The following is a 24837-nucleotide window of genomic DNA, read 5'->3' on the forward strand; positions in this document are numbered from 1 at the left end:
TCGCCAAGCCAGCCGGAAGGCTTTTCGCGCACGGGTGCCAACTCAGTCTTTCACTCTGTTGAAGCAGACCACGCACACGCACGAGGGCTGACAGGCCAAAGCTCGGGAAGGCGGGAAGGACCTCGTTGCGGCATCAACAGCATTGATCGCCAGCAATCCGCTGAGCATCGTTCACACATCAGTCTGCCAAGCCACAATCCGCCCAGCAAAATCAATGAGGTGCTTCCCAGGTGCTTCCCTCGTCCATTCGGACAGGATGGAAACGCCGGCAACCTATTGGTATTGCGCAACTACATGCCGCAGCGTCCGATTAGTACCAGTCATGTAGCAGCGTGCCTGGCGAAACGGCTGAACGCGCGAAACGCATGGGATTGGCTCGAAAAAGACCCCCACCCATGCCGGGGTACCCCAAGACGGGCCGACGCTTTCAATAATCGACATCATCACCCGCTTTCGCGGACCGGCTTTCAAAAATTGGCGGCGACTGGTTCTGAAAATTTTGGACCGCACAATCCTGTGGACGGTGACCTCTCCTGACTACTCCCGACTAATAGGTACGAAAACCGAGCTTCGGAGTGCGTTGCATCCCATTGCGACCCAGCGGAAGATTCAGCCGACGCAATGAGAGGAGCCGGCGACCGATGCAGAAGGTCCGAGAAGAGCAGCTGCCGAAAATTCGAGTGGCAGCGCCGCTCAAGGCAGCGCTTGAGGATTTGGCCGCGGCCGAGGGGCGGACGCTGTCGGACTTCGCGCGCCGAGTCTTGATTGAGACCGCGGTGGCGCGGGTTGTCGCGGCCGAAACGGGTAGGGCAGCATGATGACCAGCAACACTCATGCGCCCGCCATAGCAGCCCGCCTGGAGGCTGCGCGCGCGGCCCGGGCGGTACTCGACCCGGATTTCGATCGGGCTGTTCTGGAGGCTGCGGAGGGCGTCCGCGGGGCCGATAAACGGCTTGCCGAGCTGCGCGCCAGGGTCGACGCGGCCGATCGCGAGGTGGCTGAGCTGGAGCGTGCGCTCGTGCTGGGCGAGCGGCTCGACCGCGAGGCTATCGCGGCCGCCGCTGCGAAGATGCGGGCCGAGCAGCTGGCGGCGTTCAAATCGGCGATGTCGGCGCGCGAGCGGGCCATGGGGGATCTGCTGGAGGCCGCCGCAGCGATGGCGACCGCCTTCGCAGCCTACGGGCAGGCGACGCTGACGGCACAAACCGCCATTCCCTTCGGCACGTCGGCGCCACCGATCGCAATGGGCCAGCTCGGCACCATGGGGCCTGCGTTCGGCTCTGGCGAGGCGCTGATCCTGGCCGAGCTCTGGCGTGTCGCTCCGGAGCGCAAGGACGGCCGCGGCCGATGGGCGGTCCCCTTTGCGAAGCCACCTTCGCCGATCCAGCGCAACTATCGCAAGCAGGCACCGGCGATCATGGAGTTCACATCTGCGAACACGGCAATCGTCCGCAGTGTCGAGGAGCAGGTGGCGGCGCTCGATGAGAAACAGATGGCCGCTGCCACGGCCGACAGCACGAAGGATGCAGCCTGATGTCGATCGATTTCACCGGCATGACCCTTGAGACTTGCCCGAACGGCTGCACCGAGGAGCGGTGTGTGATCTCGACCGTCGGCGTGTGCAAGCACCCGGTCTTCGCCAGCGACCAGGGTTGCGGCCCGATCACGCTGGCTAACAGGCACGCGGCGCGCTCCATTCTCGGGATCGTGGTTGCGCCGAATGATGGGGATACCATCCGATGACGGACAACACCGACCCGGCGGCGGCGCTCCAACAGATGAGCGAGGCCTATCGCGCGACGCAGCCGGTCTCGCCGCAGGACAAGCTGACCGCGTTTTATGCGGACGATGCGAAGCGGACCGGGCTCGAGGCGGGCAATGTAGACATACTTCGCGAGTTCAACGAGCTCGCCACGGCTGCGGCCGCGTTCAATGCTCCCGAGGTGCGCGATCAGGCCGCGCTTCGTGATCACCTTATGTCGGTCGGGTTGCCCGGCGGCACGCCGGTCGGTGATGAGGTCTCCAAATATGTCGCCGGCGAGCTGGCGATCACGCCCGAGCTGCGCGCAGAAGTCGACGCAAAAGTGGAATCGTGGAAGCGCGATCCGGCGTTCATGAAACGCCTCTTCGAAGGCGATCCCGAAGCGGCGCGACTGCTGAACATCGCGTCGGCGATGCGCCTGGCGCCCGTCAAGCAGGGATGACCGATGCGATACTTCACGCAATTCGTAAATCAGGTGACTGGCGAGAAGCGGGAAGTTGTTACCTCGCTCGACTCCGCCGAGATTGCGGCGATCGAAGAAGCTCGGAGCGCTCATGGAGATGAACTTGCGCGGGTTGTTGCGTCTGCCACCGTGCTCAAATCAGCATATTCCGAATTGAACGCGCTGGAGTGGGACCACTCTGGTCCGCCGACGCTCGTGAACTGATGGCAAACAGCACGCAAAATGTCTCGGTCGAGCGCACGAACTTTGGTCCGGCCATGCAGGCTTTGACCGAGAAGCAGCGACGGTATGTGCTCGAGTTGTTCAACGCACCGAAGGCTCACGGGAGCGGCGTCCACGCGGCACGGGCGGCCGGCTACGGCACAGCAAGCAGCTCGCGGCAATCGATCGCGCAGCTGGCCTATCAGCTGAACCAGGACCCGAAGGTGCAGGCAGCTATTCAGGAGGTTTCGAAAGCCTACCTGACGGTGCTGGGTCCCCATGCCGTGCGCGCGCTCAAGAAAGTACTGGACAACCCAGGCCATCGAGATTTCGGTCGCGCACTCGGCATCGTCATGGACCGCGTTTCGCCGGTGGAGTCGAAAGCGGTTGTGAAGGTCGAGGGTGAGATCAAGTTGAGCGCCGAGGAAGCTGCCGAAACCATGAAGCGCATTGCGGAGCTGTCGGCGAAATTCGCTTTGCCGGCGCCGACAGTAATCGATGGCAAGGCGGTACGCCATGACTGAACTTTTATCATTTGCCCATGTCCCGCCGGGCTATCGCTATACGCTCGTGCTGATGTCCGTGACGAAGCGTGCGCTTCAGGGGGAAATGCCCGAGACGATGCGCCTATGTTTCCTGCAGCACCTGGACAAGATGCTCGATACGAGCATCACGCCTGAGATTGTCTCCATTGTAGAGCCGATGTGCGACGAGGGCTTTAAGATCGTCAAGGAAGCAATGAAACTCGGTGCGTCGAAGTCGCTCGATATTTACGCCCAGCGGGACACGTTCGCGGCATTCTGCAATCTCAATCCGAGCCTCGTGCGTGCGATCGAAAAGATGTTTCCCTGCAGGTCGGCCCACTCTGGTCCGCCACACTCGTGAACTAACAGGATCAAGCTGAGGAGAAACACGTGACCACAGTCTCACATTCGAATATTACCACGAATTCGCAGCCGTTCACTTTGGCTGGTGCCAAAATCAACGCGAGCATTTCCGGCACGATTGCCGATGGCATCGACCCGCCAGAGCTAGAGCAGTTAGTCGGTGGAAATTGGATGCAACTCGACCCGAGAATGCGATTCATGAAGACAGAAATCGGCAGCGTCAAAACATCACGGCTCGATCCGGCGGCTACCGCCTTTCGGTGGCGTATCCCGTTCGGAAGTCACACCGTTTCAACGAGCGTCATCAGCAGCTCGTGACAGAGCTCCAGGGGATGCCTGCCCCGTCCCCTTCATGATTGCGTACCGCGTAAATGCCCCCGCAAGGACACGGCAACGAAAGGAGATGGCTGCCCCGATGAGGATACCGGCCAAACATCAAGCTACAAGGCTCGATTCAAATGCATGGCCGCAGTTCGAAGTTAGTAGCAGCGACGATGCTGCTGCTTGTACTGGCGCCCGCGCTCGTCGCCGCTCAACAGTTTCCGACCACGATGCCTGCGAATTCTGTGTTCGGGAGGTTGGGCATCGGTGCTGGCCCGGGGCAGCCCGTCCCCATCACCAGCCTACTATCGGCCGCGCAGCAGGGTGCCGCAAATACGGTACTTGCCGGTCCGACCTCCGGTGGCGCGGGTGCTATGTCGCCGCGGTCGTTGATCTTCTCCGACCTGCCGCAGATGGGCGGCGGCACGCTAATGGGCAATCCTGGGAGCGGCACGGCCGCGCCCCAGGCCTTCGCCATCCAGAACCTGCCGAACCTTTCTGCGCCGAACGCGACGCTGGACTTTCTGCCGATCTACGATCACGCCACCGGGCAGATCAAGTATTCCAGCCCGTCGCAGCTACCCGGCGTCGGTTCGCCCCTGGCGCAGAACAACGTCTGGAGCGGTACGAATGACTTCCAGGGTGTGACGCGGTTCGGGGGACAGCCGTGGTTCGATGTGAAGTCGGCTGCACAAGGCTGCCCGGCGGCCGTAGGCGACGGCGTGACCGATGACACGTCCGCGATCCAATGCCACATCAACTATCTGAATTCGACCTACGCAGGCGGCACGGTTTTCGTTTCGCCCGGTACGTATCTCGTTTCAGGCGGCGGGCTCCACATCTCCGGAGGCATCTGGCTTGTTGGCCCAAGCATTGACAGCGCGGCGATCAAGGTCGCGTCAGATAGTCATGTCCTCAACTTTTATACGGGCACCGGCGGCAGCATCAACACGTGTCCTAGCGGCGGCCTTAATGGCGGGATCGATCGGCTATCGATCTACGGCTACCAGAATGCAGCTGCCACGCAGGCCGCGATCATCGTCGGCAACAACTGCTTAGCGAACATCTATAACAGCCGCGTGTGGTTCGGCTCTTATGGGCTTCAGACCACGGGGACAGACGGGCTCTGTTTCAACAGCTTCATCGCTGGATATACCGGCAATGTGCTGAGCAACGGCGCAAACTGGTATCTGCGCTGCAAGTTCGACAGTGTGAACCCAGGTGTCATTCCGGCGACCTATGGATTTATTCAGGGAGCCAATGCGACCGGTCTCACAACGGCAGAAAACTACTTTGTGCAGTGCGACTTCTCGGTCCAAGGAGCGACGTACGCATTCTATTACGACGATGCAACAAATAACGGGTATCTCAAGATGGAGAACTCCATCTTCGACTCGCAGGTCCTTATCAATCATGTCCACGCGGCAATGATGATAGGGAACACGTTCGGCGCAGCTGTTCAACATAACGCCGGATCAATGTCGGTCGTAGGATCTACCGGAACGTTCTCATTAACCATCAGTGGAGCTGGTGGCCGCGCTTGCGCTGCCAACATCTCCATCACCTGCTGAGAAGAACCCATGCGCAAGTCCATCCTGATTGCCTGCCTCGCAGCGCTGGCGCCTTCGATGGCGCTGGCGCAATCCCCGCTTCCGAACCCCCTGGTGCTGCCGCCGAACACGATCGTCGGCCGCGGCAATGTCGGCACTGGCCTCGGCTATGCGATGACGTTCCAGGAGTTCCTGGGGACTTTGGGTCAGCTTGGTCTCTCGAACGCGGCCGGCACCGCCGGCGGCGATCTGTCCGGCACCTACCCGAACCCGACCGTCGCCAAGCTGAACGGGACGACCCCGCCGAACTCTGGCCTGTTCAAGGGCAATGGCTCGGGCGGCGTGGTCGCCGCGGTGTCGGGCACCGATTATGCTCCGGCCACCATCGGCACCTCGATCCTGAAGGCGAGCGGCGGTGGCTTCGCTAATGCGGTCGCTGGAACCGACTACCAGGCTGCGATCACGCAGACTGGCGCCCTGAAGGGAACGGGAGGCGGTGGCATCGCTCAGGCGGCGTGCGCCGACCTTTCCAATGGTGCGGCGTCGTGCTCCACCGACACGACCAACGCGAGCAACATCAGCTCGGGCACGCTCGCGGCCGCGCGCGGTGGCGCCGGCACCATCACCGGTGCCCTGAAAGCCAACGGCTCGGGCGTAGTGTCGCAGGCCGCCTGCGCTGATCTGTCAAATGCGAGCGCGTCGTGCTCCACGGATGCCACCAACGCCTCGAACATCTCCTCTGGGACGCTCCCAGCCGCAAGGCTGGGCGGGATGTCTGCGCTGACGAACAGCCTTGCCAGCCCCGTCACGATGACAACGCAGAGCACCTATTACGACGGACCGACTATCGCGCAGGGATCGTCAGGGACGTGGCTCGTCCTTGGGAATGTGTCTCTCGCACCTAACGCGGCCGGCAATGTTATTGCATGCAAGCTATGGGATGGCACCACGGTCATCGACAGCGGCGTGAAGACGCCGAGCGCAGTGGGCACATCAAGCGGCATTCACCTTTCCGGTGTCCTGGCATCGCCAGCCGGCAACCTGCGCATCAGCTGCACCAATGCAAGTGCTAACGGAGGCTCGATCGCATCGAGCAACGGCATCGATGCCAAAGCCTCTACGATCACCGCAGTTCGGATCAACTGATCAGGATTTCAGATGGCAGACCAATCGACCGCGCCGAGCTCTCATGATGAAGACTGGGAGCCGGTTCATCAGCAGCCGCAGGATGAAGATTGGGAGCCAGTTCATCCGTTAGACAGGCCGATCGATCCGTCGGCGCTTGAATTTCCGGCTCCGCAGGAGATCCCAGAGGCGTTCGTCGCGCGCCTGCAGGCCGGCCGGGCGGTCAGTCGGATCATGCAGGCGGCGATTGCAGGCGCCAAGGAAGGCGCTGGCACCGGCACGCCGACGGGATTTGAGGACGCCACGCTCAATTACCTGATCGAGAAGGGCGTCTTTCATGATCCTGCATCCGGCCGGCCAGGACCCCTGCAGCTCGCCAACGAAGCATTGATGATGCCGGCGGCTCAACTGTGGCAGGGCATCAACCGCGCGTTGTCCGGCGGCTTGCATGGCGCCGGCGGTGCAATGGAGCAACTTGTTTCCGAGTTTGGCGGCTCTCAGGGCAGCGCCGCAATGGCTCGCCGCGACATCATCAGCCTTGGCGAATGGGCGATGATCGAGGGCGGCATGGGTCGGTTTTCGCGGCCGTCGGTGGACGGTGCCGTGGTGCTGGACAAAACCGTGGGATCACTGCCTACGCAGCAGGACTTTGCCCTGGCGGGCAAGGTGCTGGACTCGCCGCACGCCGAGCCGAACCTCCGCCGGATCTGGAGCGAGGACGGCATCCACCCGGCCGAGGCGGTGCATGATGCCGAACGGGATGCGTTCCTGAAGCACGAGATCACGGCGCCGTCGCTCGTCGTGAAATCCCCGATGGAAGGTGAGGAGGGCCAGCTATTGGCGGCGGACGGCGCGCCGATGTCATTGTCTGCGGCCCGCACCGATCCGACGGAATTGCCATCTCCCGACGTGCAGCCGGTTCGGCCCGGGCTGGCAGCGCAGGCAAGCAAGGCAGTGGAAGATTGGAACGGGCTCGCGACCAACATTCAATACCTGCTTGATCCCATGGCGACCGGATCGAAGCGCGCGATCGTGCCGGCCAAGGATGCAGTGAACAGCGTTCGCCGCATTCGCTGGGATCACGCGCGGATTGATGCGGACCTGGTCAAGAAATTCGATGCCGAGGCGCTCGACAATATGTGGCGCGCCGCGGACGAGGAGAGCGTCGCGCGGCAGACCGGCGATATCGCAAACGAGAACATCGGCCTCTCCCGGCTTGATCCGGAACAGCGCGCGGCCGTTGAGAAGCTGCAGGCGCAATCACAGGATGCCTGGCTACAGGCAGTCGACGCCGGCCTGGTCGAGGGCGAAGGGCTGCCGTCATACACGCCTCGCATGATGGCAAACGTTGCGATGGCGAGCGACTCCATGGCACCGCGCGCGCTCAACGAGCTCGGCCGGAACGTGTTCACGCGCACGGCGCAGATGTTACACCGCGGCCACCTCGAGGCGCACGAGACGGAAGCGGCGGCGCAAGAGTTAGTGCGCTCGCGCATGACCGATCAGGGAGCGACGCCGGAGGAAATTGCCGCGGCACTCGAGAAGGTCAAACTGATCCGCAATATTCGCGTTCTGCCGCTGGCAACCGCGCGGCTGCAGGAGGCTGCAGTCTGGCGGAACATGATCAATCAGATCGAGGCGATCGGCAAAGCGACGGGAGACGAAACGGTCTCATACGGGACGAAGCCGCAGGGCTGGTTTACGATCGATCATCCGTCGTTCAGGAAGTGGCGGCCCAAGATGGGCGAGCAGGCGGACGGCACAATCGGCCCGCTGCGCGACGGCAACGGCAACATCATCTTTGAGCCGGTCCCGATCTACATGCACCCGGAATTTCGCGGACCGATGAAAGCGATCCTCGACGAATCTTCGTCCGTCATGAAGGCGATTCCGGGCGCGCCATCGGCCTATGGCTTCATGATGGGGCTCAAGGGCAAGGCCATGACGGCGATTCTCAATTCGCCGCTGATCCACAACCAAGTGGTATGGGGAAAGGTCGCGGAGGCTGCCGGCGGTCGCGAATGGATGGGGCTCGGCCTCTACCTCAAGGGCAACCGCATCGTGAACGGCGTAACCGGCCGAGCGCAAGAGCTGATCGAGCGCGGCTTGAACCCGATCGGCAAGCGCGCGTCCTATCAGGATCTCACGGGAGAGATGGAGGCGCCGGAGTTTGGCGCGCCTGGCCGCTCACTGACGGCAAAGATTGCCCGCATGATCCCTGACCTATTCGACGAGGCGCGGCCGAACCAGACTGTTGGAGGGCTCGGCGACAAGGTCGCAGCGGCGATCGATAAGGCCGGCGACTTTTGGCACAACACGTTGCTATGGGACCGTGTTCGTGACGTGCATTTTGGCCTGGCCGATCACATCAGCGACAAGCTTGTCGCCAAGGGCGTTGACCGATTGATGGCTGACCGGATCGCCACGCATTTCTCGAACATCATCGTCGGCTCGATCCCGAAGGAAGCGATGTCGGCCGGCGCTCGCGCGACCGCCAACATGCTGTTGTTCTCGCGATCCTTCACGCTGGGAAACCTCTCGACGTTCAAGCAAGCCGCGTTCGGCCTGCCGAAGCCGCTGCTCGCCCAGATCGAGCGGGATTTCGGAATGCCGATCAGCGCGGAAAGCTTGGGACCGGAAGCGGCCGAGGCCATTGCCGGGATATCGAAGGACGCGAAGTCGATCGCGCGCCGCAAGGCGGTTTCCACGATCGCGATGTCGGTCGGGCTTTTCTACACTGTGAACGCCTTGGTGCAGCACGCTTTCAATGTCATCGCGCGGGACTCGACCGTGAGTGATGAGCTGAAAGGCTATGTCAGGCGCTGGCATGACGCGGTCGACGCCATCAAGGAAGATCCCTTCGAGGTGCGGCACCTGCTCGCGCGACTAAGCCCGACGTGGGACAACGAGCCGTGGAAGCAGGATCGGGCCTATGTCGGCAACGACTCGCGCGGGACCGGCATCTATGCGCGCATTCCCATGGGCAAGTTTGGCGAGGAGATGACGGGATACGCCACCAAGCCCATGACCATGATCCGCGGCAAGCTCAGCCCGATCGCATCGGGCCTGCTCGACGTGCTCATGAATGACAGCGGCTTTGGCCGGAAGGTCTATAACGAGCATGACAGCACCATTCGCGGCGATCTCAACACGGCGTGGGCGGTCGCAAAGCACATCGTCATGAAGCATCTTCCCGAGGGGCAATTCGCCGCGATCGGCGATCTCCTGCGCGGGGATGGTGACAAGACCATCAACGTTGCGCGCCTTGTCGGGCCTGCTCTCGGTTTCACGACCAGCCAAGGCGCACCAGGCGGCCCGCGCCGCGGCGAGCAAATGGAGGCCAAGGAAGACTTTGAGGCGCGGTTCAGTCTCGCCTGGCCCGACATCAAGAAGCAGATCCAGCGCGGGGATATCGCCGGCGCGCAGGCTGCCATGAGGGCCATCGGCGTTCCGGACGGGATGCAGCGCGGGCTCACCCGGAGCGCGATCGACCCGGCATCATCGCTGCGCGGCCGCACGCTGCTGGATTTCTTCCAGTATGCGACGCCGGAACAACGGGCTCGGTTCGAGCGCAGGCGGTAACCCGCAGGCGCGCCGAGGCGCCCCGCGAGGCGGGATGTTAATTGACCGTTAGGTGCAAATCACTGATGATGCTCGGCGGAGCTTCGAAACTCCCGCCAAAGGCCTTGCCGGGCCTGTTTGGCACCAGGGCGATGGCAGGGCGATCCTTGCCGGGATCAGCTTTCGCCATCGATTAGGACGCGCTGGTTAGCCGCCAGCGTGAACGGCATCACTATGCCGGGAAGGCGGCGGCTATACAAGACCCTTCGGGGAAAGGCCGTCGCGCGTCGTCTCTGGCGGCGTTTCGAACTTCCCGGCGCCAGTGCTGTCCACTGGCACCCGGCCTTCGAAAGCCGGCAATCCAGAGCACCACCATGTCCAACATCATCGACTTCCGGAGCGCATCTGCGCGCCTCGTTTCCCCTGTGAGTACCGAGTCTGCTGAGCCCATTCCGAGCCGCAGCACACTACGCAAGCCATATGAGCGTGGCGGGCCGAGCATGCACACGTTCGCGTTCCGCAGCTATGACATGATCTTAGAATCGGACGACACAGACCTGGTGCGCGATGTCCGGCTCGACATCCACAAGGCCCGGGTGAAGCTGAGGAAGATCCAGGAGCGATTGCAAGGCGTGCGCGAGCAGGCGGCGGCCAAAATCCAGGTGCTGACCGAGGCCGAGAACAAGCTGAGCGTGGCCATCGAGGCGGCTGTTGCCGACCAGCTTGCGAGCGGTGTCAAGGCTGCTCCCCCGAAGCGCAAGGCCGAGCAAGAGCGGCGGGAGTTCAGGGAGGCCATGCGCCGGCGCATCAGGAAGGTTGCCGCAATCCTTAAGCTTTCCGAGGAGCAGATCGAGTGGCCCTTGACGCTCAGACATCGGGAGATCGGACGCTTCTGCCTGAAGCACGGGGTTCAAGCCGAATGGCTGTTCGAGGGCCGCGGCCGCATCTTCAAGGACGACGCGATCGAGGTGGGGCCGAACATGACCGGCGCAGAGTTCGCAGAGGTGGTTACCACTCTGCCGATGGCGGACCGGCGGGCGATTGAGGCCAAGCTTCGGCAGCTGGCAGAGGGGCGTCAGCGATGAGCGGCCGCCCGGAATCTCCGAGGGTGACGGTCGCGCCGGCGCCCAACCAAGCCGCCCGCGAGCTCGCTGAGATGGTCCGTGAAGCCATCAGCATCGAGACAGCGGCCACGCTGATCGAGTGCTACGCGCGGACGGCGGCGATCGAGGCCGTCGGCCGATACCAAGAGCATTCGTGAACCGGCGCTGACAGAGCAGGGCGCGGGGCTTCGGTCCCGCGCTTCAGTTCGGGCGATCGCGGACCGCCCCGGTGAACGGCTCGACGCGACCGTCGGGATAGATGACCTTAATCGGCCGGCCATAGCGATAGACCAGGATCACCGCGACGTCGTCGGAGTGCACCAGCGTTTCGCCCGGCTCGGGGACGTAGCCGAACGTTTCGTTCTGGTGTCCATTCGCTTCCCAGGCGGGAATATCGGGAAGCAATATAGGGCTAGAGCATTGAATTAATTCGAGAATAAACGCAGTTGACACATCTCCGGCTATCACATGGCGGTGGTCGCCGGCGTCGTGTTCTTCGTGATCCGGGCGCTGCTTGCGCTGGTTCCAGGCCTCGCCGACAGCCGCCCGATCAAGAAATGGGCGGCCGCGGCCGCGCTCGTGGCCGCGGCGTTCTATCTGCTGCTATCGGGCGCGGAGGTCGCGACGCAACGCTCATTCTTCATGACGGCGGTGGTGCTGATCGCCATGATGGTCGATCGCCGCGCGATCACCTTCCGCACGCTGGCGGTGGCCGCGCTGATCGTGCTGGTGATGGCGCCGGAAGCCCTGGTGCATCCGAGCTTCCAGATGTCGTTTGCCGCGACGCTCGGCCTCGTCGCGCTGGTGCAGATCGGCATGCCGCGCCTGTTTGCGACGCCAGACAGCTCGCTTGCCGGACGCATGGCGCTATGGGGCGGACGCGAGCTGATCGTGCTGCTGCTGGCCTCGCTGGTCGCCGGCCTTGCGACCACGCCCTATGCGGCCTTTCATTTCCATCGCGTCACACCCTATGGCGTGCTGGCCAATCTCGCGGCGATGCCGGTGGTCTCCGTGGTGGTGATGCCAATGGGTCTGCTCGGGCTGCTCACGGCGCCGTTCGGGCTCGACGGCTGGTGCTGGTCGGCGATGGGCTGGGGCATCGACTGGATGATCGCGGTGACGCTGGGTCGCCGCGCTGCCCGGCGCGGTCGGCCGCGTCGCCGCCTTCGGCACCGGACCGCTGATCACGATGAGTCTCGGCCTGATCCTGATCGGGCTGTTGCGCACGCCGCTGCGCTGGTCGGGCGCGCTTCTGCTCGCGGCCGGCGTCTGCTGGGCCGCGGCCGCGCCGCTGCCGGACGTGCTGATCTCCGGCGATAGCCGCAACGTCGCGGTGCGCGGCCGTGATGGCCGGCTGCATCTGATGCGCACCGGGAACGATGTGTTTCTGCTGAAGGAATGGCTTGCGGCCGATGCCGATGCGCGACTCCCGACCGATCCGTCGCTGGGGGAGGGCGTCTCCTGCGACGATGCCGGTTGCGTGGTGCCGATGGCCGATGGGCGCCTCATCGCTCTGTCATGGCGCGCGGACGCGCTCGCGGACGATTGCGCGCGCACCGCTCTGGTCGTGACAGTGCGGCAGGCGCCCAGGGAATGCGCCGCCGCGGTGGTCGATCGCGAGCGGTTGTCGCATCAGGGCGCGCTCGCGCTGCGCCGAGAGGGTCCAACCCTGGCGGTCGATGCGGTCAGGCCCAACGGAATCTATCGGCCATGGTGGCCAGGCGCAGCGGATGCGAGCGAATTCGACACCAGCTTGACGCCGCGCCCGCCGTCATCGCGTACGCCGGATGCAACGCCGCCAGAGGCCGATCAGCAGCAGGACGACTAACAACCGCGCAAGCACATTGCTGCGATCTCAGCGGTCTGCTTGATTGGCAACGCAAGATGCGCCTGTGTGCGTTCGGCAACGCATGGGGTGGCCGGAGGAAGACATGCACATTGGTCTTATCGGAGGGATTGGTCCCGCCGCGACGGATTTTTACTACCGACGATTGATAGCGACGTTCGCAAGCCGGAAGGCGGCGCTGGAGCTAACGATCGTGCATGCCGACACGCAGACGCTGCTCAGCAATCTCTCGCGCAATGACATCGAGGCGCAGGTGGCGATCTATTCGCGGCTTACCGACCGTCTCGTCGCCGCCGGTGCCGGTTGCGTCGTCGTCACCTCGATTGCGGGACACTTTTGCATCGAAGCGTTCAAGTCGGTATCGCCGCTGCCGGTTGTCGACATGATCGCCGAGGTCGGCCACGCCGTCGACAAAAATGGTCTGAAGCGGATCGGAATCCTCGGAACGCGCACCGTTATGGAAACGCGCTTCTATGGCGGCATCCGCAGCGCCGAAATCATCCCGCCGAGCGGAAGCGACCTGGATGACGTGCATCAAGCCTATGTGGCGATGGCTGCTTCGGGTGTTGCGACCGAGGCTCAGCGGTCGATCTTCAATCATGTGAGTCGCAAGCTGCTCGAGGAGAACGGCGCCGAGGCCATCATGCTCGGCGGCACCGATCTCGCGCTGGTCTTCAGCCAGGATCACGCATCGTTTCCGCTGGTTGACTGCGCCGCCATTCATGTCGACGCGATTGCAAGGCTGGCGCTTTCAGCATGAGCGGGATCAGTTCGTCGCCTCCGCCGGCCCAAGACGAGCTGCGGGCGGCCGCATGGGCGGAGGTTCGCGACCTCCTGGAATTGCAGCTCGCGCCGCTCGGCCGCCGTGCGTTGACCGCGCTTGGGCCTCGCCCCGGTGAAAACGTGCTGGACATCGGCTGCGGTGGCGGCGAAACCGCGCTGGAGCTTGCGAGCCTCGTTGGCCCGGACGGTCTGGTCACCGGAATGGACGTGTCGGCTGCGGCGCTGACGTTCGCTCGGCGCACGGCCGAAGGCTGCGACCGCGTGCGGTTCACGGCGAAAGCTGCGGCTTGACCTCTGGGCGATGCCATATGAGGAAAGAGCTTCGTAAGCGGGAGCTAACTTCGCAGGAATGCCTATGCATTGTTTGTATTACTCTCCCGGCGCGTGCTCCATGGCCGTGCACATCGTGCTCGAGGAGATCGGCAAACCCTACGAATTGGAGCTGGTGTCGTCCCGCGGACACCTCGGCGGTGTCGGTACGACAAATCCGGAATGGATGGCAAAAAATCCCAAGGGGAGGATTCCGGCGTTGTCCGGCGTCACTGGGCGGATCGGAGGTGCGGACGACCTGCTGACCGAAGCGCACGCCATCTTGTTCTATCTTGCGCGCAGGCATCCCGATGCGGGACTGTTGCCTGCGGACGCGGCCGGGGAGGCGCGCGCCATCGAATGGATGAACTGGCTGTCCAGCAATGTGCACGCGATGTCCTACGGCCAGATCTGGCGGCCGAACCGCTTTGTCGCAGACGAGCGCGATTACGCCGCCGTTCAGGGCAAGGGACAACAGAACGTCCGCGAGCAATATGCCTATATCGAAAGCCTGGTCAGTGACGGCCGCGATTGGGCGCTGCCCGGCGCTTACTCCGTGGTCGATCCCTATTTGCTGGTGTTCTATGGATGGGGCGCACGCGTCGGTCTCGATATGTCGGCGAGCTATCCGGCATGGCACCGTCTGGCCCAACGGGTATTGCAGCGGCCAGCCGTGCAGCGCGTGCTGGCCAAGGAGAATATCTCGATTGCTTGATTACGTCGCCGCATGCGCCATGACCGGCCTGCCGCCTGAAACACAGCGCGGCCGATTGGCATCAAGACGAGCTATCAGCCAGTACGTGGCAGCTCGAAGGTGCCCAGATGATACTCGTCGAGGTCCGACAGGGCGTCCTCCGCCGGAGCATCTTGGTGCGACTTCGGAAGCTGCAGCATCGTGAACTCGGCCTGAGGATATTGGCGCCAGATCGCGAGATCCTCGGCGGTCACCGTGAGCCAGCCGAACCGATGCATGTAGCGGCCGGGCTCGACCACGCGCCCGGCCTTCTGCCAAGTGATCTTTCCAACGATCTTGGGCCCTGCAGGCTGTTGCGAACCAAGCTTGGGACCTAGCCCCCGCGGAGCAGTGATCTGCGAAATGCTTTTCGGAGCAATCTCATCGGCCACAACACGCTCTCCCCCTCGGCGACCTCATCATTTCCGCCGAGGGCTGAACGTGGGCCCATCAAGCGTGGGCGCCTCTATGTTTAAGTTATCGATATCGGCCTTATTGGTGTCGTCGTCGTTTGGGTCGCGGCGGCGGTCGCAGCCGGGACGTCGGACTTGCGGTCGGCGGGCTTTCCCGTCACCGGGAGCTGCAGCACTGTGACGCGCTGGCCTTCGCGGAGTTGCGTCACCAGCACGCGGGTGCCGTCGGCGAATTCGATCGCGTCGTGATGACGATCCGGGACATGGCGCTCGAGCGTGTTGAACTTGGCGACGCGCGAACGGACCGTCTTGGTCCAGAACCAACGGCTGTCATATTTGACGTCGTCCTCGAATGCCAATTCCGTTCCGGGAAGCATGCAAACCGCGACACCGGGCTCGCTCTCGGACGCGAAGCCACGGGTCGACGTGCCGCGGAACGTCGTCGACATCAGCGTTTCACCCACCTTCGCCGGGCGGGACGCAACAGCATGCAGGCTATAGTCACACATCGGATCGCTCCTCGTTCGAGATAGCCGACCCGCGCTCCCCCCGGAAAGGCGCAGGCCTCTATCAGAGTGGACATCGATCGTAATCCTAGCGCGTCGTTCACGGCAATTCTGCGCTGACCATAGGCTAGCTCGATCACAAGCGTTTGAGCTTTAACCTACGGCAAAGCGAGCGCACAAAATCACTCTGCCGCCAAATACCTTCGGCACGCAGCATCAGTCCGACACGGCCGCCTGTTCGCGGGCCGGCGTAACGAGGCCCCCGTTTCAGCAAGTTCGCATCAGCCCCGCGAGAGACCAACTCCGGCGAACTTCGGCAACGCAGCAGCACTCGTCAGTCTATCGTACCCGTCCGGCTTTGGATCTGACGTTTGCACCGGGGCGCGCTGCGCCTGCACGCAAACGGCAAGTCCGCCGCAGGGATTAGTACTTGCGATACAGCCCGACCAGCTTGCCCTGGATCTTAACCCGGTTGGGCGGCAGGATACGGACTTCATAAGCGGTGTTGGCCGGCTCGAGCGCGATCGACGCGCCGCGGCGGCGGAAGCGCTTCAAGGTGGCCTCCTCGTCGTCGATCAGCGCGACCACGATGTCGCCGGTATCGGCGCTCTCGTTGCGCTGGATCAAGGCCATGTCGCCGTCGAGGATGCCGGCATCGACCATCGAATCGCCGCGCACCTCGAGTGCATAGTGCTCGCCATTGCCGAGCATGTCGGCCGGCACGCTGATCGTGTGGCTGCGCGTCTGCAGCGCCTCGATCGGCGTACCGGCGGCGATCCGGCCCATCACCGGAACGGCGACCGGCCGCTCGCCGTCATCCAGCGCGGGCGTGGAGGTGCGCACCTTGCCGAGATTGCCTTCGATCACCGAGGGCGTGAAGCCGCGCCGGTTGCCTGCGGCCTGCGACAGCTCGGGCAGCTTGATCACCTCGATCGCGCGGGCGCGATTGGGCAGGCGGCGAATGAAGCCGCGCTCCTCGAGTGCGGTGATGAGGCGATGGATGCCGGACTTCGAGCGCAGGTCGAGCGCATCCTTCATCTCGTCGAATGACGGCGGCACGCCGGCTTCCTTGAGCCGCTCGTTGATGAACCGCAGGAGTTCGTACTGTTTGCGCGTCAGCATCTCGATGAAGTCCCCAGGTTGATGTCGTCCGAGCTCCGCGACTGGTCGCTTGCGAAGGTCCGGAATTGCGTTACCGCAAGATACTCGAAACAAATCATGAACGGACACTATATGTTCGATATGTGTTCCGCAATCATTAATTTGGGGTGAATCCGCCCGGTTTTGACGATATCGAGCGCAGGAAAACCGGGTCTATCTGGCCCGGCAAAAATCGACGACGGTTCGGCGGCCAGCACAAGGCTTCCGTGTTCCCCCTTCTTGTGAAACCAAGAGCGGCTTTCCGTCAAATACTGAAATCCAGTTGCGGGTCCGTGTCGTTCTCGCCCAGCAGGGAAGACAAAGATACTCCCAGCAGGCGCACCGCCTTCGGAAGGGGCATGGCATTCTCCAGCAGACCGATTGCCAGGCGTGCGAGATCGTCACGGTCCGCGACAGCCGTAGAAACGGATCGGCTGCGCGTGATGATCTCGAAGTCCGCGAACTTGATCTTCAGCGTCACGGTTCGCCCCCGACTGCCGACTGACTCGCAGTGGCGCCACACCTTGTCGATCAGCGGCTCGAGCTCTGCGATCATGGCGTCGAGTTCGGCAAGATCGGTCCGGAATGTGTTTTCCGCACCGACCGATTTCCGGATTCGGTTGGCGCGGACTGGCCGTTCGTCGACGGCGCGCGAGATCCAATAGTAGTAGGCTCCGGCCTTGCCAAAGTTGGCGCACATGAACTCCAGCGCCTGTTTGCGCATGTCCAGGCCCGTGAAGATACCAAGCTGGTTCATCTTCGCGCTCGTCGCCGGGCCGATGCCGTGGAATTTGCCGACAGGTAGCGATTCGACGAAGGCCGGACCCATTTCGGGAGAGATGACGAACTGTCCGTTTGGCTTTCGGTGATCGGAGGCAAGCTTCGCCAGAAACTTGTTGTAGGAAATGCCGGCCGAGGCATTGAGGCCGGTCTCGGCCTTGATCTTCTCGCGGATCCGCAGCGCGATGTCCCTGGCCAGCGGGATGCCTTGTAGGTTCTCCGTGACATCGAGATAGGCCTCGTCGAGCGACAACGGCTCGATAATTGCCGTATGCTCGGCAAAGATGTGGCGGATCTGCCGGCTGATCTCCTTGTAGACCTCGAAGCGCGGCTTCACGAATATCAGGTCCGGACACTGTCGCTTCGCGGTGACCGACGGCATCGCCGAACGCACGCCGAACCTCCGGGCTTCGTAGCTCGCAGCGGCCACAGCGCCTCGTTCCGCCGAGCCGCCCACCGCGACCGGCTTTCCTCGAAGCTCCGGGTTGTCTCGCTGTTCCACCGACGCGTAGAACGCATCCATGTCGATATGGATGATCTTGCGATGAGGCGCCGCCGAGGCACCTCGCTCTGGATCGGGTTCGGCCATGCGCGGACTATACAAGAGTCCGTAACGCAAGTCGCCGCCATGCCTGCACCTCGTCGGTCTTGCCGCGTCTCTTCGAGTTCTCTTCAGGACATGGCAGGCAGGTGGTTCAAGACATCAGCTCGAGATCCGATTTGAGCGCGACCAGGAAGCGAGCAGCTTCGCCACCGGTCACGATGCGATGGTCAAAGGTGAGCGACAAGGGCAGCATGCGCCTCACCGCAGGCTGGCCCCGATACGCGACTGCCCGCTGTGAGATCCGACCCGCTCCGATGATTGCCGCTTGCGGCGGCACGATGATCAGATTGGCAAACCGGCCGCCGATCATCCCGAAATTCGACAGCGTAATGGTCGCACCACGTAGCTCTTCCGGGGGTATCGAGCGCGCGATTGCGTCAGCGCGCAGGCGGTCGAGGCCAGCCCGCAGGTCCGATACGCTCCGCTCTGCGACATTACGCAAGACAGGAACGATCAGGCCGCCCTCGGTATCGACGGCGATGCCGAGATCGATTCGGGCGATCAGGCGGCGTTCTCCTGTGCGGGAATCATACCAGGCATTGAGCGTGGGTTGTGCCTTGCAGGCGGCCGCGATGGCCCGTACCAGGCGGATTGTCACGTCCTCGCCCGTCGGCCAATCGTCGATGTCGGCTTCATCGGTTACGGTGGCGGGGACGATTTGCGCATGGGCTGCCGTCATACGCTGGGCCATCGTGCGGCGCATGCCGCGCAGGGGTTCGGCGCGACCGGTCTGGGCCATCCCCTTCGCGGCCCTTTCGACATCGGCGCGCGTGATCGTACCGTCGGGTCCCGTGCCTTCGATGAGCTCAAGGGCCACGTTCAGCTTGCGCGCGAGTGCGCGTACCGCCGGAAACGCCCGAGATTCCTGGCCGCCTGGCCGCGCGGAGTGAATTCCCGTCGGCTGCGGATGCTCGCCGCGACCCAGCTCGCCGACGATCGTGCCTGTGTCTTGCTCGGCGCCTTCGGCAAATTCGACCAGGGGCGTGCCGACCTTCACCATGTCTCCCTTGCCGCCGAACAGGTGCGCGATGCGCCCGCTCGAGGGCGATGGTATCTCAACGACCGCTTTGTCGGTTTCGACGGAGAGAAGCGGCTGATCGGTGACGACATGATCGCCCTCGTTGACGTACCAGGTTACGATCTCCGCCTCTTCAAGACCTTCTCCGAGATCCGGCAGCATGAATTGGCGCATGGGGCGAAGTCCGTCGAGGTCTAGCTGAACTGACACACCTTGCGCGCCGCGGTCACGATGCGTTCGACCGATGGCATATAGTACTGCTCAAGACGCGCCATCGGGACGATCGTATCGTAGCCGGTGACGCGCGTCACAGGTGCAAGCAGCGAGGACAGGCTGTGTTCTGCGATCGTAGCCGCAATCTCGGCTCCGAATCCGCCGGTGCGCGCGGCCTCGTGCACGATGATGCAGCGTCCGGTCTTTGCGACCGAACCGAGCACGGCTTCTTCATCATAAGGTCTTAGAGTCGCGAGATCGATGACGTCGGCGGAGATGCCTTCGGTAGACAGCGTGTCGGCAGCGGCCATGGTCTCCTTCAGCGCCGCACCCCAACTGATCAAAGTGAGGTCGCGACCGTCCCGCAGCACAAAGGCGCGATCCAGAGGCAGGGCTTCGCCATTGTCCTCCACCTCGCCTTTGGCCGAGCGGTAGAGGCGTGTCGGCTCCAGAAATACGACTGGATCGGGGTCGCGGATCGCTGCGAGGAGAAGCCCGTAGGCGCGTTCCGGCGAAGACGGCATGACGACACGCAGACCGGGAATATGGGCCAGCATCGCCTCGGTGCTTTCAGAGTGATGCTCGGGCGCACGAATGCCGGCTCCGTGTGGGGTGCGCAGAACCATGGGACAGGAGAGCCGTCCCTGGGTGCGGTTGCGCATGCGGGATGCGTGGTTCACCAGCTGATCAAGGCAGGGATAAAGAAATCCCATGAACTGGATCTCGCCAACCGGCCGCAATCCTTGCGCTGCCATGCCGACGCAGAGCCCGCTGATCAAGAGTTCGGCAAGCGGCGTATCCAGCACGCGCTCCGATCCAAAGCGCTTTTGCAAGCCCGCCGTCGCGCGGAAAACGCCGCCATTGACACCGACGTCCTCGCCGAGCACGACCACGCCAGCATCATCCTCCATCGCGCGAGCGAGCGCCAGATTGATGGCTTCGACCAACGTCACCTCAGCCATTGTCGTCTCCCACGAGTTCGCGGCGCTGCGCGGCATAGGCCTCGGGCAAATCGGCATAGAGGTGATCGAACATGGTTGCGGGTCGGCGCGGTGGCGTTGCCAGGTAGCGTTCGGCCGCCGCCTCGACGCGCTCATGGCACTCGGCGGCGAGCTGCTCCTCGTCCGACTTGCTCCACATTTTTTGGTTGACGAGATATGACCTTAAGCGCGTGACAGGCTCCTCCTTCCAATGCGCCTGGACTTCTTCGGCCGAACGATAGCGTGATGCATCATCGGAGGTCGTATGATCACCGAGCCTGTACGTCACCGCCTCAATGAAGCGGGGGCCTTTGCCGTCGCGGGCTGCAGCAATAGCCTCTTCAGCCGCGGCCCGCATCGCCAGCACGTCGCTTCCATCCACCTGTTCGCCGCTGAATCCCGCGGCAATGGCTTTCTGCGCCAATGTTTCGCAACTGGTCTGCAGCGATAGCGGGACCGATATGGCCCATTGATTGTTGACGGCGACGAACACGACCGGCAACTTGTGCACACCGGCAAAATTCATGGCTTCGTAGACGTCGCCTTTCGACGTCGCACCATCACCGAACATGCAGACGGCGACACGTGGTTCCTTGCGCAGCTTCAAGGCATAGGCAACGCCAGCGGTGTGCGGCGCCTGAGATCCGACCGGAACGCAGAATGGGAAATCGTGGACTGGTCCGGAGAAGTGATTGCCTCGCTCGTCGCCGCCCCAGAACAGCAGAATCTCCTCCAGCTTGACGCCACGCCAGATCAGCGCGCCATTGTCGCGATAGGAGGGCAGCAGCACGTCCTCCTCCCGCATCGCACTGGCTATCCCGACCGACACTGCCTCCTGGCCGAGCGAAACGGCATATGTTCCAAGCCGGCCAGTACGCTGCAATGCGACAGCTTTTCGGTCAAAGACGCGCAGGAGCACCATGGCCCGATACAGGTCAATGAGCAGCTTGGCATCGGATGCGAAGGCGGGAAGGGCGCGGTTTATCGAGCCGTCTGGCGCAAGGTAGTTGCGCTGGCGCACTTCGAAGCGCGCGATCACGGGGAGCTCTTGATGTGTTCTTCGACTGGCCACGCTCTCTCTCCGGAGCGATTCTGCCTCCCACGAATGTTCATTTGGTGCCTGCGCCCGCGCCTTGCAATAGCACGGCCGGCTGCATCGAGCGTTGCCGCACTGCAGGTCTGTGGGACATCCCCTCTGATCGCGGAAACAGAGCCGCCATGGAAGGCACTCGGACTGAAGCCTGGTGACTTCACCCGCGGGCGATTGGTATCAGATGGCCATCGAAATTGCCGTGTCCGGAATGCAGCGGCCGGTCGCCTGCGCCGCATCTTACTCGCCACGCAGCAGGTTGGGCTCGATGGGCAGAATGGCTGAGAACTGATAGAATTGATCCCGAAGACATCGGCGCAATTTGAGGACGTCGAAGCTGAATGCAGGCTCCGGTTCTATTGCTTGCTTCAGCTCCTCCAATCCTTGCACGCGAAGGCTTAGCTCCAAAGCCGTTGCCCGTTTTTTCTCGAGCCGCATGGAATTATTTGTTCGAGAAATTGCGCCGCTGCTCACAGACTGAAGCCCTCGTCATTATCTGCGTGAATGGAGAACCGGTTGATGCAAGTTTGCGACAATGGGAGTTGACGAGAATATGGGTCGATCGGCCGCTGATTTCATCGCGACGGAAGCGCAGTTTGGCGCCAGGAACTACGAACCGCTCGGTGTCGTTCTGTCGCGCGGCGAGGGCGTCTGGGTGTGGGATACGCAAGGCAATCGTTATCTCGATTGTCTCTCGGCCTATTCGGCAGTGAACCAGGGCCACTGCCATCCGAAGATTCTGGCGGCTATGGTTGAACAGGCCGGTAAGCTGACGTTGACCTCCCGTGCCTTCCACAACGACCAATTGGCATCCTTCTACGAGCAGATCGCGGAGCTGACCGGCTCCCACAAGGTGCTGCCGATGAACAGCGGTGCCGAGGCGGTGGAGAGTGCGATCAAATCCGTGCGCAAGTGGGGTTATGAGGTCAAGGCTGTACCGGATGGCCACGCCGAGATCATCGTCTGTGCCGACAACTTCCACGGACGCACCCTCGGGATCGTCGGCTTCAGCACCGACCCGGCGACGCGCGAGCATTTCGGGCCGTTCGCGCCGGGCTTCAAGATCATCCCCTTTGGCGACGCCTCGGCGCTGAAGAAAGCGATCAACCCGAACACCGTTGCCTTCCTCGTCGAGCCAATCCAGGGGGAAGCCGGCGTCATCATCCCGCCAGCCGGGTATCTTGCCGACGTGCGCGAACTCTGCAGCGCGCACAACGTGATGCTGATCCTCGACGAGATCCAGACCGGTCTCGGTCGCACCGGCAAGCTGCTGGCCGAGCAGCACGAGGGGATTGAGGCGGACGTAACACTCCTCGGCAAAGCGCTGTCCGGCGGCTTTTATCCGGTCTCGGCCGTGCTATCGAATAACGCGGTGCTTGGCACCCTCAAACCTGGGCAGCACGGCTCGACCTTCGGCGGCAACCCGCTCGCCTGTGCGGTAGCGCGGGCAGCCCTGCGCGTGCTCGTCGAGGACGGTATGATCGAGAACGCGGCCGTGCAGGGCGCGCGCTTCCTCGATGGGCTCAGGAGCATCCGCTCCAATCTCATCCGTGACGTGCGCGGGCGTGGTCTGATGCTGGCGGTCGAACTTCACCCGGAAGCCGGCCATGCGCGTCTTTACTGCGAGGCGCTACAGGGCAGGGGAATCCTGGCCAAAGACACCCATGAACACACGATCCGCATCGCCCCGCCACTTGTCATCACCAGCGATCAGGTCGACTGGGCGTTAGAGGCGATCGCAGCCGTTCTGGAGCACGACTTGTCCTGATGGTCATGCTCGCCGGCTCGGGACGGATCATTCCGGCAGGCGCAGAATCTCGCAAGCCGAGCCGGCGGTTGCGGCCGGGGCAAACGGCGGACGGATCACCAGCGCCTGTGTGGCGGAGAGATAGCCGAGCAGCGACGAATCCTGATGCGTGACCGGCGTTGCGATCACGCTGCCGTCGGCACGCGTCTCCAGCCGGGCGCGCAAATAGTCCTCGCGCAGGTCGTTCGCGGCGAGATCGCGGCCGAGCAGGGCGGCCTCGCGCGGGATATGAATCGACGACAGCCCCGACAGGCGCCGGAGCAGCGGCACCAGGAACAGCAGGCTGCAGACATAGGAGGAGACGGGATTGCCGGGCAGTCCGATCACGCGCATGGCGCCGAGTCGGCCGTGCATCATCGGCTTGCCCGGGCGCATGGCGATCTTCCAGAACGCCATGGTGACGCCTTCCGCCTCCAGCGATTCCTTGACGAGGTCGTGATCGCCGACCGAGGCGCCGCCGGTGGTGACCAGGATGTCGGCATCGGCCTCGCGCCCCCGCCGGATGCCGGCGGTGGTCGCCGCGAGCGTATCGGCGGCGATGCCAAGATCGATCGCCTCGGCGCCTTCCGCGCGGGCCAGCGCCCGCAGCGCGTAGCCGTTGGAATAGACGATCTGGCCCGGGCCTGGATTGTTGCCGGGCATCACCAGCTCGTCGCCGGTCGCGAGCAGGGCGACGCGCGGACGCCGCCGCACCGGCAGCTGTGGGTGGTTCATGCTGGCGGCGAGCGACAGGTCGCGGTCGCTCAGGCGGCGGCCGGCCTGCAGCAGCACCGCGCCCTCGTGGAAGTCGACGCCGGCGGGACGGATGTGGCGTCCCTTGACGGCGGCCTCGGTGATCGTGACCTGATCGCCGTCGGCCACCGTGTCTTCCTGGATCACGACCGCATCGGCGCCGTTGGGAATGACGCCGCCGGTGAAGATGCGCGCGGCCTCGCCCGGCTGCAGCATGCGGCCGAACGGCCGGCCGGCCGCGACTTCACCCACCACCTTCAACCTGGCGTGAACGTGCGCCGCATCGGCTGCGCGCACCGCATAGCCGTCCATCGCCGACATCGCCTGCGGCGGCTGGGTGCGCAGTGCCGCGACGTCGCGCGCCAGCACCCGGTGATAGGCCTGATCGAGATCGACCGTCTCTTCCGAAAGCGGCTCGGCGCCGGCGAGCACCGCAGCCAGGGCATCGGCAACCGGCATCAGGGCCATGATCGTTCCTTCTGGCGCAGGTGACAGGACAAGAGCGAAGTCGCGTTCTAGCCGAATGGCCGGCTTGTGGCCAAGCCCTCGTGATGTGAAACGCGAAGGCGGCCTTGCTCGTAGCTAATGATCAGGGCCTGCGGCCGGCACGGCAATGAGGGGTGCGACCATGACATCTGTAATGCAGGCGTCTGTCACGCGAGATCGCCGCGAAACGCGCGGCATCAGTTCCACAGCGCCGGTATGGCCGCTACACCGCCGATTTGCCGTTTTGGCCTGCCACTCCTACATGTTTTTGCAGTTGAACGGCGCAACGCGTGAGGTCACCGCCTGAGTACTACGGAGCAGAGTTCAGGGCCGTCGCGACGAACCAAGGTCGAGGCGGAAGGGGCCGAGGCGAAGACGACGATTCGATTCGGGCCGTTCAGGCTCCATCCGGCGCAACGGCTGC

Annotated in this window: 27 protein-coding genes and 1 pseudogene; 18 read left to right on the forward strand and 10 right to left on the reverse strand. The window is 63.3% G+C overall.

All coding sequences use genetic code 11. The features are described 5' to 3' along the window. Positions 1-641: 641 nt before the first annotated feature. The 13 genes from P6U24_RS16685 (at position 642) to P6U24_RS16745 (ending at position 11131) form a co-directional block, all read left to right on the forward strand. Positions 642-818, forward strand: coding sequence for a hypothetical protein (locus P6U24_RS16685; protein ID WP_407160160.1), 177 nt, complete (start codon positions 642-644; stop codon positions 816-818). Beyond that, a complete protein-coding gene (locus tag P6U24_RS16690; protein ID WP_407160161.1) occupies positions 815-1534 on the forward strand; it encodes a hypothetical protein in 720 nt (239 codons plus the stop codon). Before P6U24_RS16685 ends, P6U24_RS16690 begins: the two co-directional genes overlap by 4 nt. Further along, positions 1534-1743: a hypothetical protein gene (locus tag P6U24_RS16695; RefSeq protein WP_407160162.1), complete on the forward strand. Its 210-nt coding sequence runs from the start codon at positions 1534-1536 to the stop codon at positions 1741-1743. The genes P6U24_RS16690 and P6U24_RS16695 overlap by 1 nt, the downstream gene beginning before the upstream one ends. Next, complete coding sequence (locus P6U24_RS16700) at positions 1740-2204, forward strand: hypothetical protein (protein ID WP_407160163.1); 465 nt, start codon at positions 1740-1742, stop codon at positions 2202-2204. The genes P6U24_RS16695 and P6U24_RS16700 overlap by 4 nt, the downstream gene beginning before the upstream one ends. Before the next feature lie 3 nt (positions 2205-2207). Continuing rightward, positions 2208-2429: a hypothetical protein gene (locus P6U24_RS16705; RefSeq protein WP_407160164.1), complete on the forward strand. Its 222-nt coding sequence runs from the start codon at positions 2208-2210 to the stop codon at positions 2427-2429. Further along, on the forward strand, positions 2429-2950 hold the full coding sequence (locus tag P6U24_RS16710; protein WP_407160165.1) for a hypothetical protein: 522 nt from the start codon (positions 2429-2431) through the stop codon (positions 2948-2950). Before P6U24_RS16705 ends, P6U24_RS16710 begins: the two co-directional genes overlap by 1 nt. Then, entirely contained in the window at positions 2943-3311 is a 369-nt protein-coding gene (locus tag P6U24_RS16715) for a hypothetical protein (RefSeq protein ID WP_407160166.1), read from the forward strand. Before P6U24_RS16710 ends, P6U24_RS16715 begins: the two co-directional genes overlap by 8 nt. 29 nt (positions 3312-3340) lie before the next feature. Beyond that, on the forward strand, positions 3341-3631 hold the full coding sequence (locus P6U24_RS16720; RefSeq protein WP_407160167.1) for a hypothetical protein: 291 nt from the start codon (positions 3341-3343) through the stop codon (positions 3629-3631). A 176-nt stretch (positions 3632-3807) separates the two neighbouring features. Further along, on the forward strand, positions 3808-5205 hold the full coding sequence (locus tag P6U24_RS16725; RefSeq protein ID WP_407160168.1) for a glycosyl hydrolase family 28-related protein: 1398 nt from the start codon (positions 3808-3810) through the stop codon (positions 5203-5205). 9 nt (positions 5206-5214) lie between these two features. Beyond that, positions 5215-6330 (forward strand): hypothetical protein, encoded by a 1116-nt coding sequence (locus P6U24_RS16730; RefSeq protein ID WP_407160169.1) that lies wholly within the window; start codon positions 5215-5217, stop codon positions 6328-6330. Positions 6331-6342: 12 nt separating this feature from the next. Further along, entirely contained in the window at positions 6343-9891 is a 3549-nt protein-coding gene (locus P6U24_RS16735) for a hypothetical protein (protein ID WP_407160170.1), read from the forward strand. Between the two features lie 353 nt (positions 9892-10244). Next, a complete protein-coding gene (locus P6U24_RS16740; RefSeq protein ID WP_407160171.1) occupies positions 10245-10955 on the forward strand; it encodes a hypothetical protein in 711 nt (236 codons plus the stop codon). Between the two features lie 23 nt (positions 10956-10978). Continuing rightward, positions 10979-11131 (forward strand): hypothetical protein, encoded by a 153-nt coding sequence (locus P6U24_RS16745; RefSeq protein WP_407160172.1) that lies wholly within the window; start codon positions 10979-10981, stop codon positions 11129-11131. Positions 11132-11174: 43 nt separating this feature from the next. Here the strand turns inward: P6U24_RS16745 and P6U24_RS16750 are convergent, their stop codons facing one another. After that, a complete protein-coding gene (locus tag P6U24_RS16750) occupies positions 11175-11378 on the reverse strand; it encodes a hypothetical protein (protein WP_407160173.1) in 204 nt (67 codons plus the stop codon). Between the two features lie 48 nt (positions 11379-11426). Between P6U24_RS16750 and P6U24_RS16755 the strand changes: the two are divergent. The 4 genes and pseudogenes from P6U24_RS16755 to P6U24_RS16770 all read left to right on the forward strand — a co-directional run. Then, positions 11427-12801: pseudogene (locus P6U24_RS16755) on the forward strand (ComEC/Rec2 family competence protein); the annotation flags it as partial. 103 nt (positions 12802-12904) lie between these two features. Beyond that, a complete protein-coding gene (locus P6U24_RS16760; protein WP_407160174.1) occupies positions 12905-13579 on the forward strand; it encodes an aspartate/glutamate racemase family protein in 675 nt (224 codons plus the stop codon). Further along, positions 13576-13893, forward strand: a complete 318-nt coding sequence (locus P6U24_RS16765; RefSeq protein ID WP_407160175.1) for a methyltransferase domain-containing protein — start codon at positions 13576-13578, stop codon at positions 13891-13893. The genes P6U24_RS16760 and P6U24_RS16765 overlap by 4 nt, the downstream gene beginning before the upstream one ends. 100 nt (positions 13894-13993) lie before the next feature. After that, positions 13994-14626, forward strand: a complete 633-nt coding sequence (locus P6U24_RS16770; protein ID WP_407160176.1) for a glutathione S-transferase family protein — start codon at positions 13994-13996, stop codon at positions 14624-14626. A gap of 74 nt (positions 14627-14700) precedes the next feature. Here P6U24_RS16770 and P6U24_RS16775 read toward each other — a convergent pair whose 3' ends face one another. From P6U24_RS16775 to P6U24_RS16810, 8 genes are all read right to left on the reverse strand, one after another. After that, positions 14701-14883, reverse strand: a complete 183-nt coding sequence (locus tag P6U24_RS16775; RefSeq protein ID WP_407160490.1) for a hypothetical protein — start codon at positions 14881-14883, stop codon at positions 14701-14703. Positions 14884-15116: 233 nt separating this feature from the next. Then, positions 15117-15566 carry a hypothetical protein gene (locus P6U24_RS16780; RefSeq protein ID WP_407160177.1) on the reverse strand — a complete coding sequence of 150 codons (450 nt, stop codon included), beginning with the start codon at positions 15564-15566 and terminating at the stop codon, positions 15117-15119. A gap of 420 nt (positions 15567-15986) precedes the next feature. Then, the gene (gene lexA, locus P6U24_RS16785) at positions 15987-16685 is read right to left on the reverse strand and encodes a transcriptional repressor LexA (RefSeq protein WP_407160178.1); all 699 of its coding nucleotides are present in this window, start codon (positions 16683-16685) and stop codon (positions 15987-15989) included. Between the two features lie 283 nt (positions 16686-16968). Then, positions 16969-18072 (reverse strand): DNA polymerase IV, encoded by a 1104-nt coding sequence (gene dinB / locus P6U24_RS16790; protein WP_407160179.1) that lies wholly within the window; start codon positions 18070-18072, stop codon positions 16969-16971. Positions 18073-18178: 106 nt separating this feature from the next. Further along, the gene (locus P6U24_RS16795; protein WP_407160180.1) at positions 18179-19279 is read right to left on the reverse strand and encodes a dihydrolipoamide acetyltransferase family protein; all 1101 of its coding nucleotides are present in this window, start codon (positions 19277-19279) and stop codon (positions 18179-18181) included. Between the two features lie 20 nt (positions 19280-19299). Continuing rightward, complete coding sequence (locus tag P6U24_RS16800; protein WP_407160181.1) at positions 19300-20280, reverse strand: alpha-ketoacid dehydrogenase subunit beta; 981 nt, start codon at positions 20278-20280, stop codon at positions 19300-19302. Further along, entirely contained in the window at positions 20273-21337 is a 1065-nt protein-coding gene (pdhA, locus tag P6U24_RS16805; RefSeq protein ID WP_407160182.1) for a pyruvate dehydrogenase (acetyl-transferring) E1 component subunit alpha, read from the reverse strand. Before pdhA ends, P6U24_RS16800 begins: the two co-directional genes overlap by 8 nt. Before the next feature lie 291 nt (positions 21338-21628). Beyond that, complete coding sequence (locus P6U24_RS16810) at positions 21629-21826, reverse strand: hypothetical protein (protein WP_407160183.1); 198 nt, start codon at positions 21824-21826, stop codon at positions 21629-21631. Between the two features lie 115 nt (positions 21827-21941). Here P6U24_RS16810 and rocD point away from each other — a divergent pair, with 115 nt between their 5' ends. After that, positions 21942-23156: an ornithine--oxo-acid transaminase gene (gene rocD / locus P6U24_RS16815; protein ID WP_407160184.1), complete on the forward strand. Its 1215-nt coding sequence runs from the start codon at positions 21942-21944 to the stop codon at positions 23154-23156. 27 nt (positions 23157-23183) lie between these two features. Here rocD and glp read toward each other — a convergent pair whose 3' ends face one another. Further along, complete coding sequence (gene glp / locus P6U24_RS16820; RefSeq protein WP_407160185.1) at positions 23184-24395, reverse strand: gephyrin-like molybdotransferase Glp; 1212 nt, start codon at positions 24393-24395, stop codon at positions 23184-23186. Between the last annotated feature and the right edge of the window lie 442 nt (positions 24396-24837).

The organism is Bradyrhizobium sp. STM 3557 (genome assembly GCF_045571465.1).
Taxonomy (GTDB): domain Bacteria; phylum Pseudomonadota; class Alphaproteobacteria; order Rhizobiales; family Xanthobacteraceae; genus Bradyrhizobium.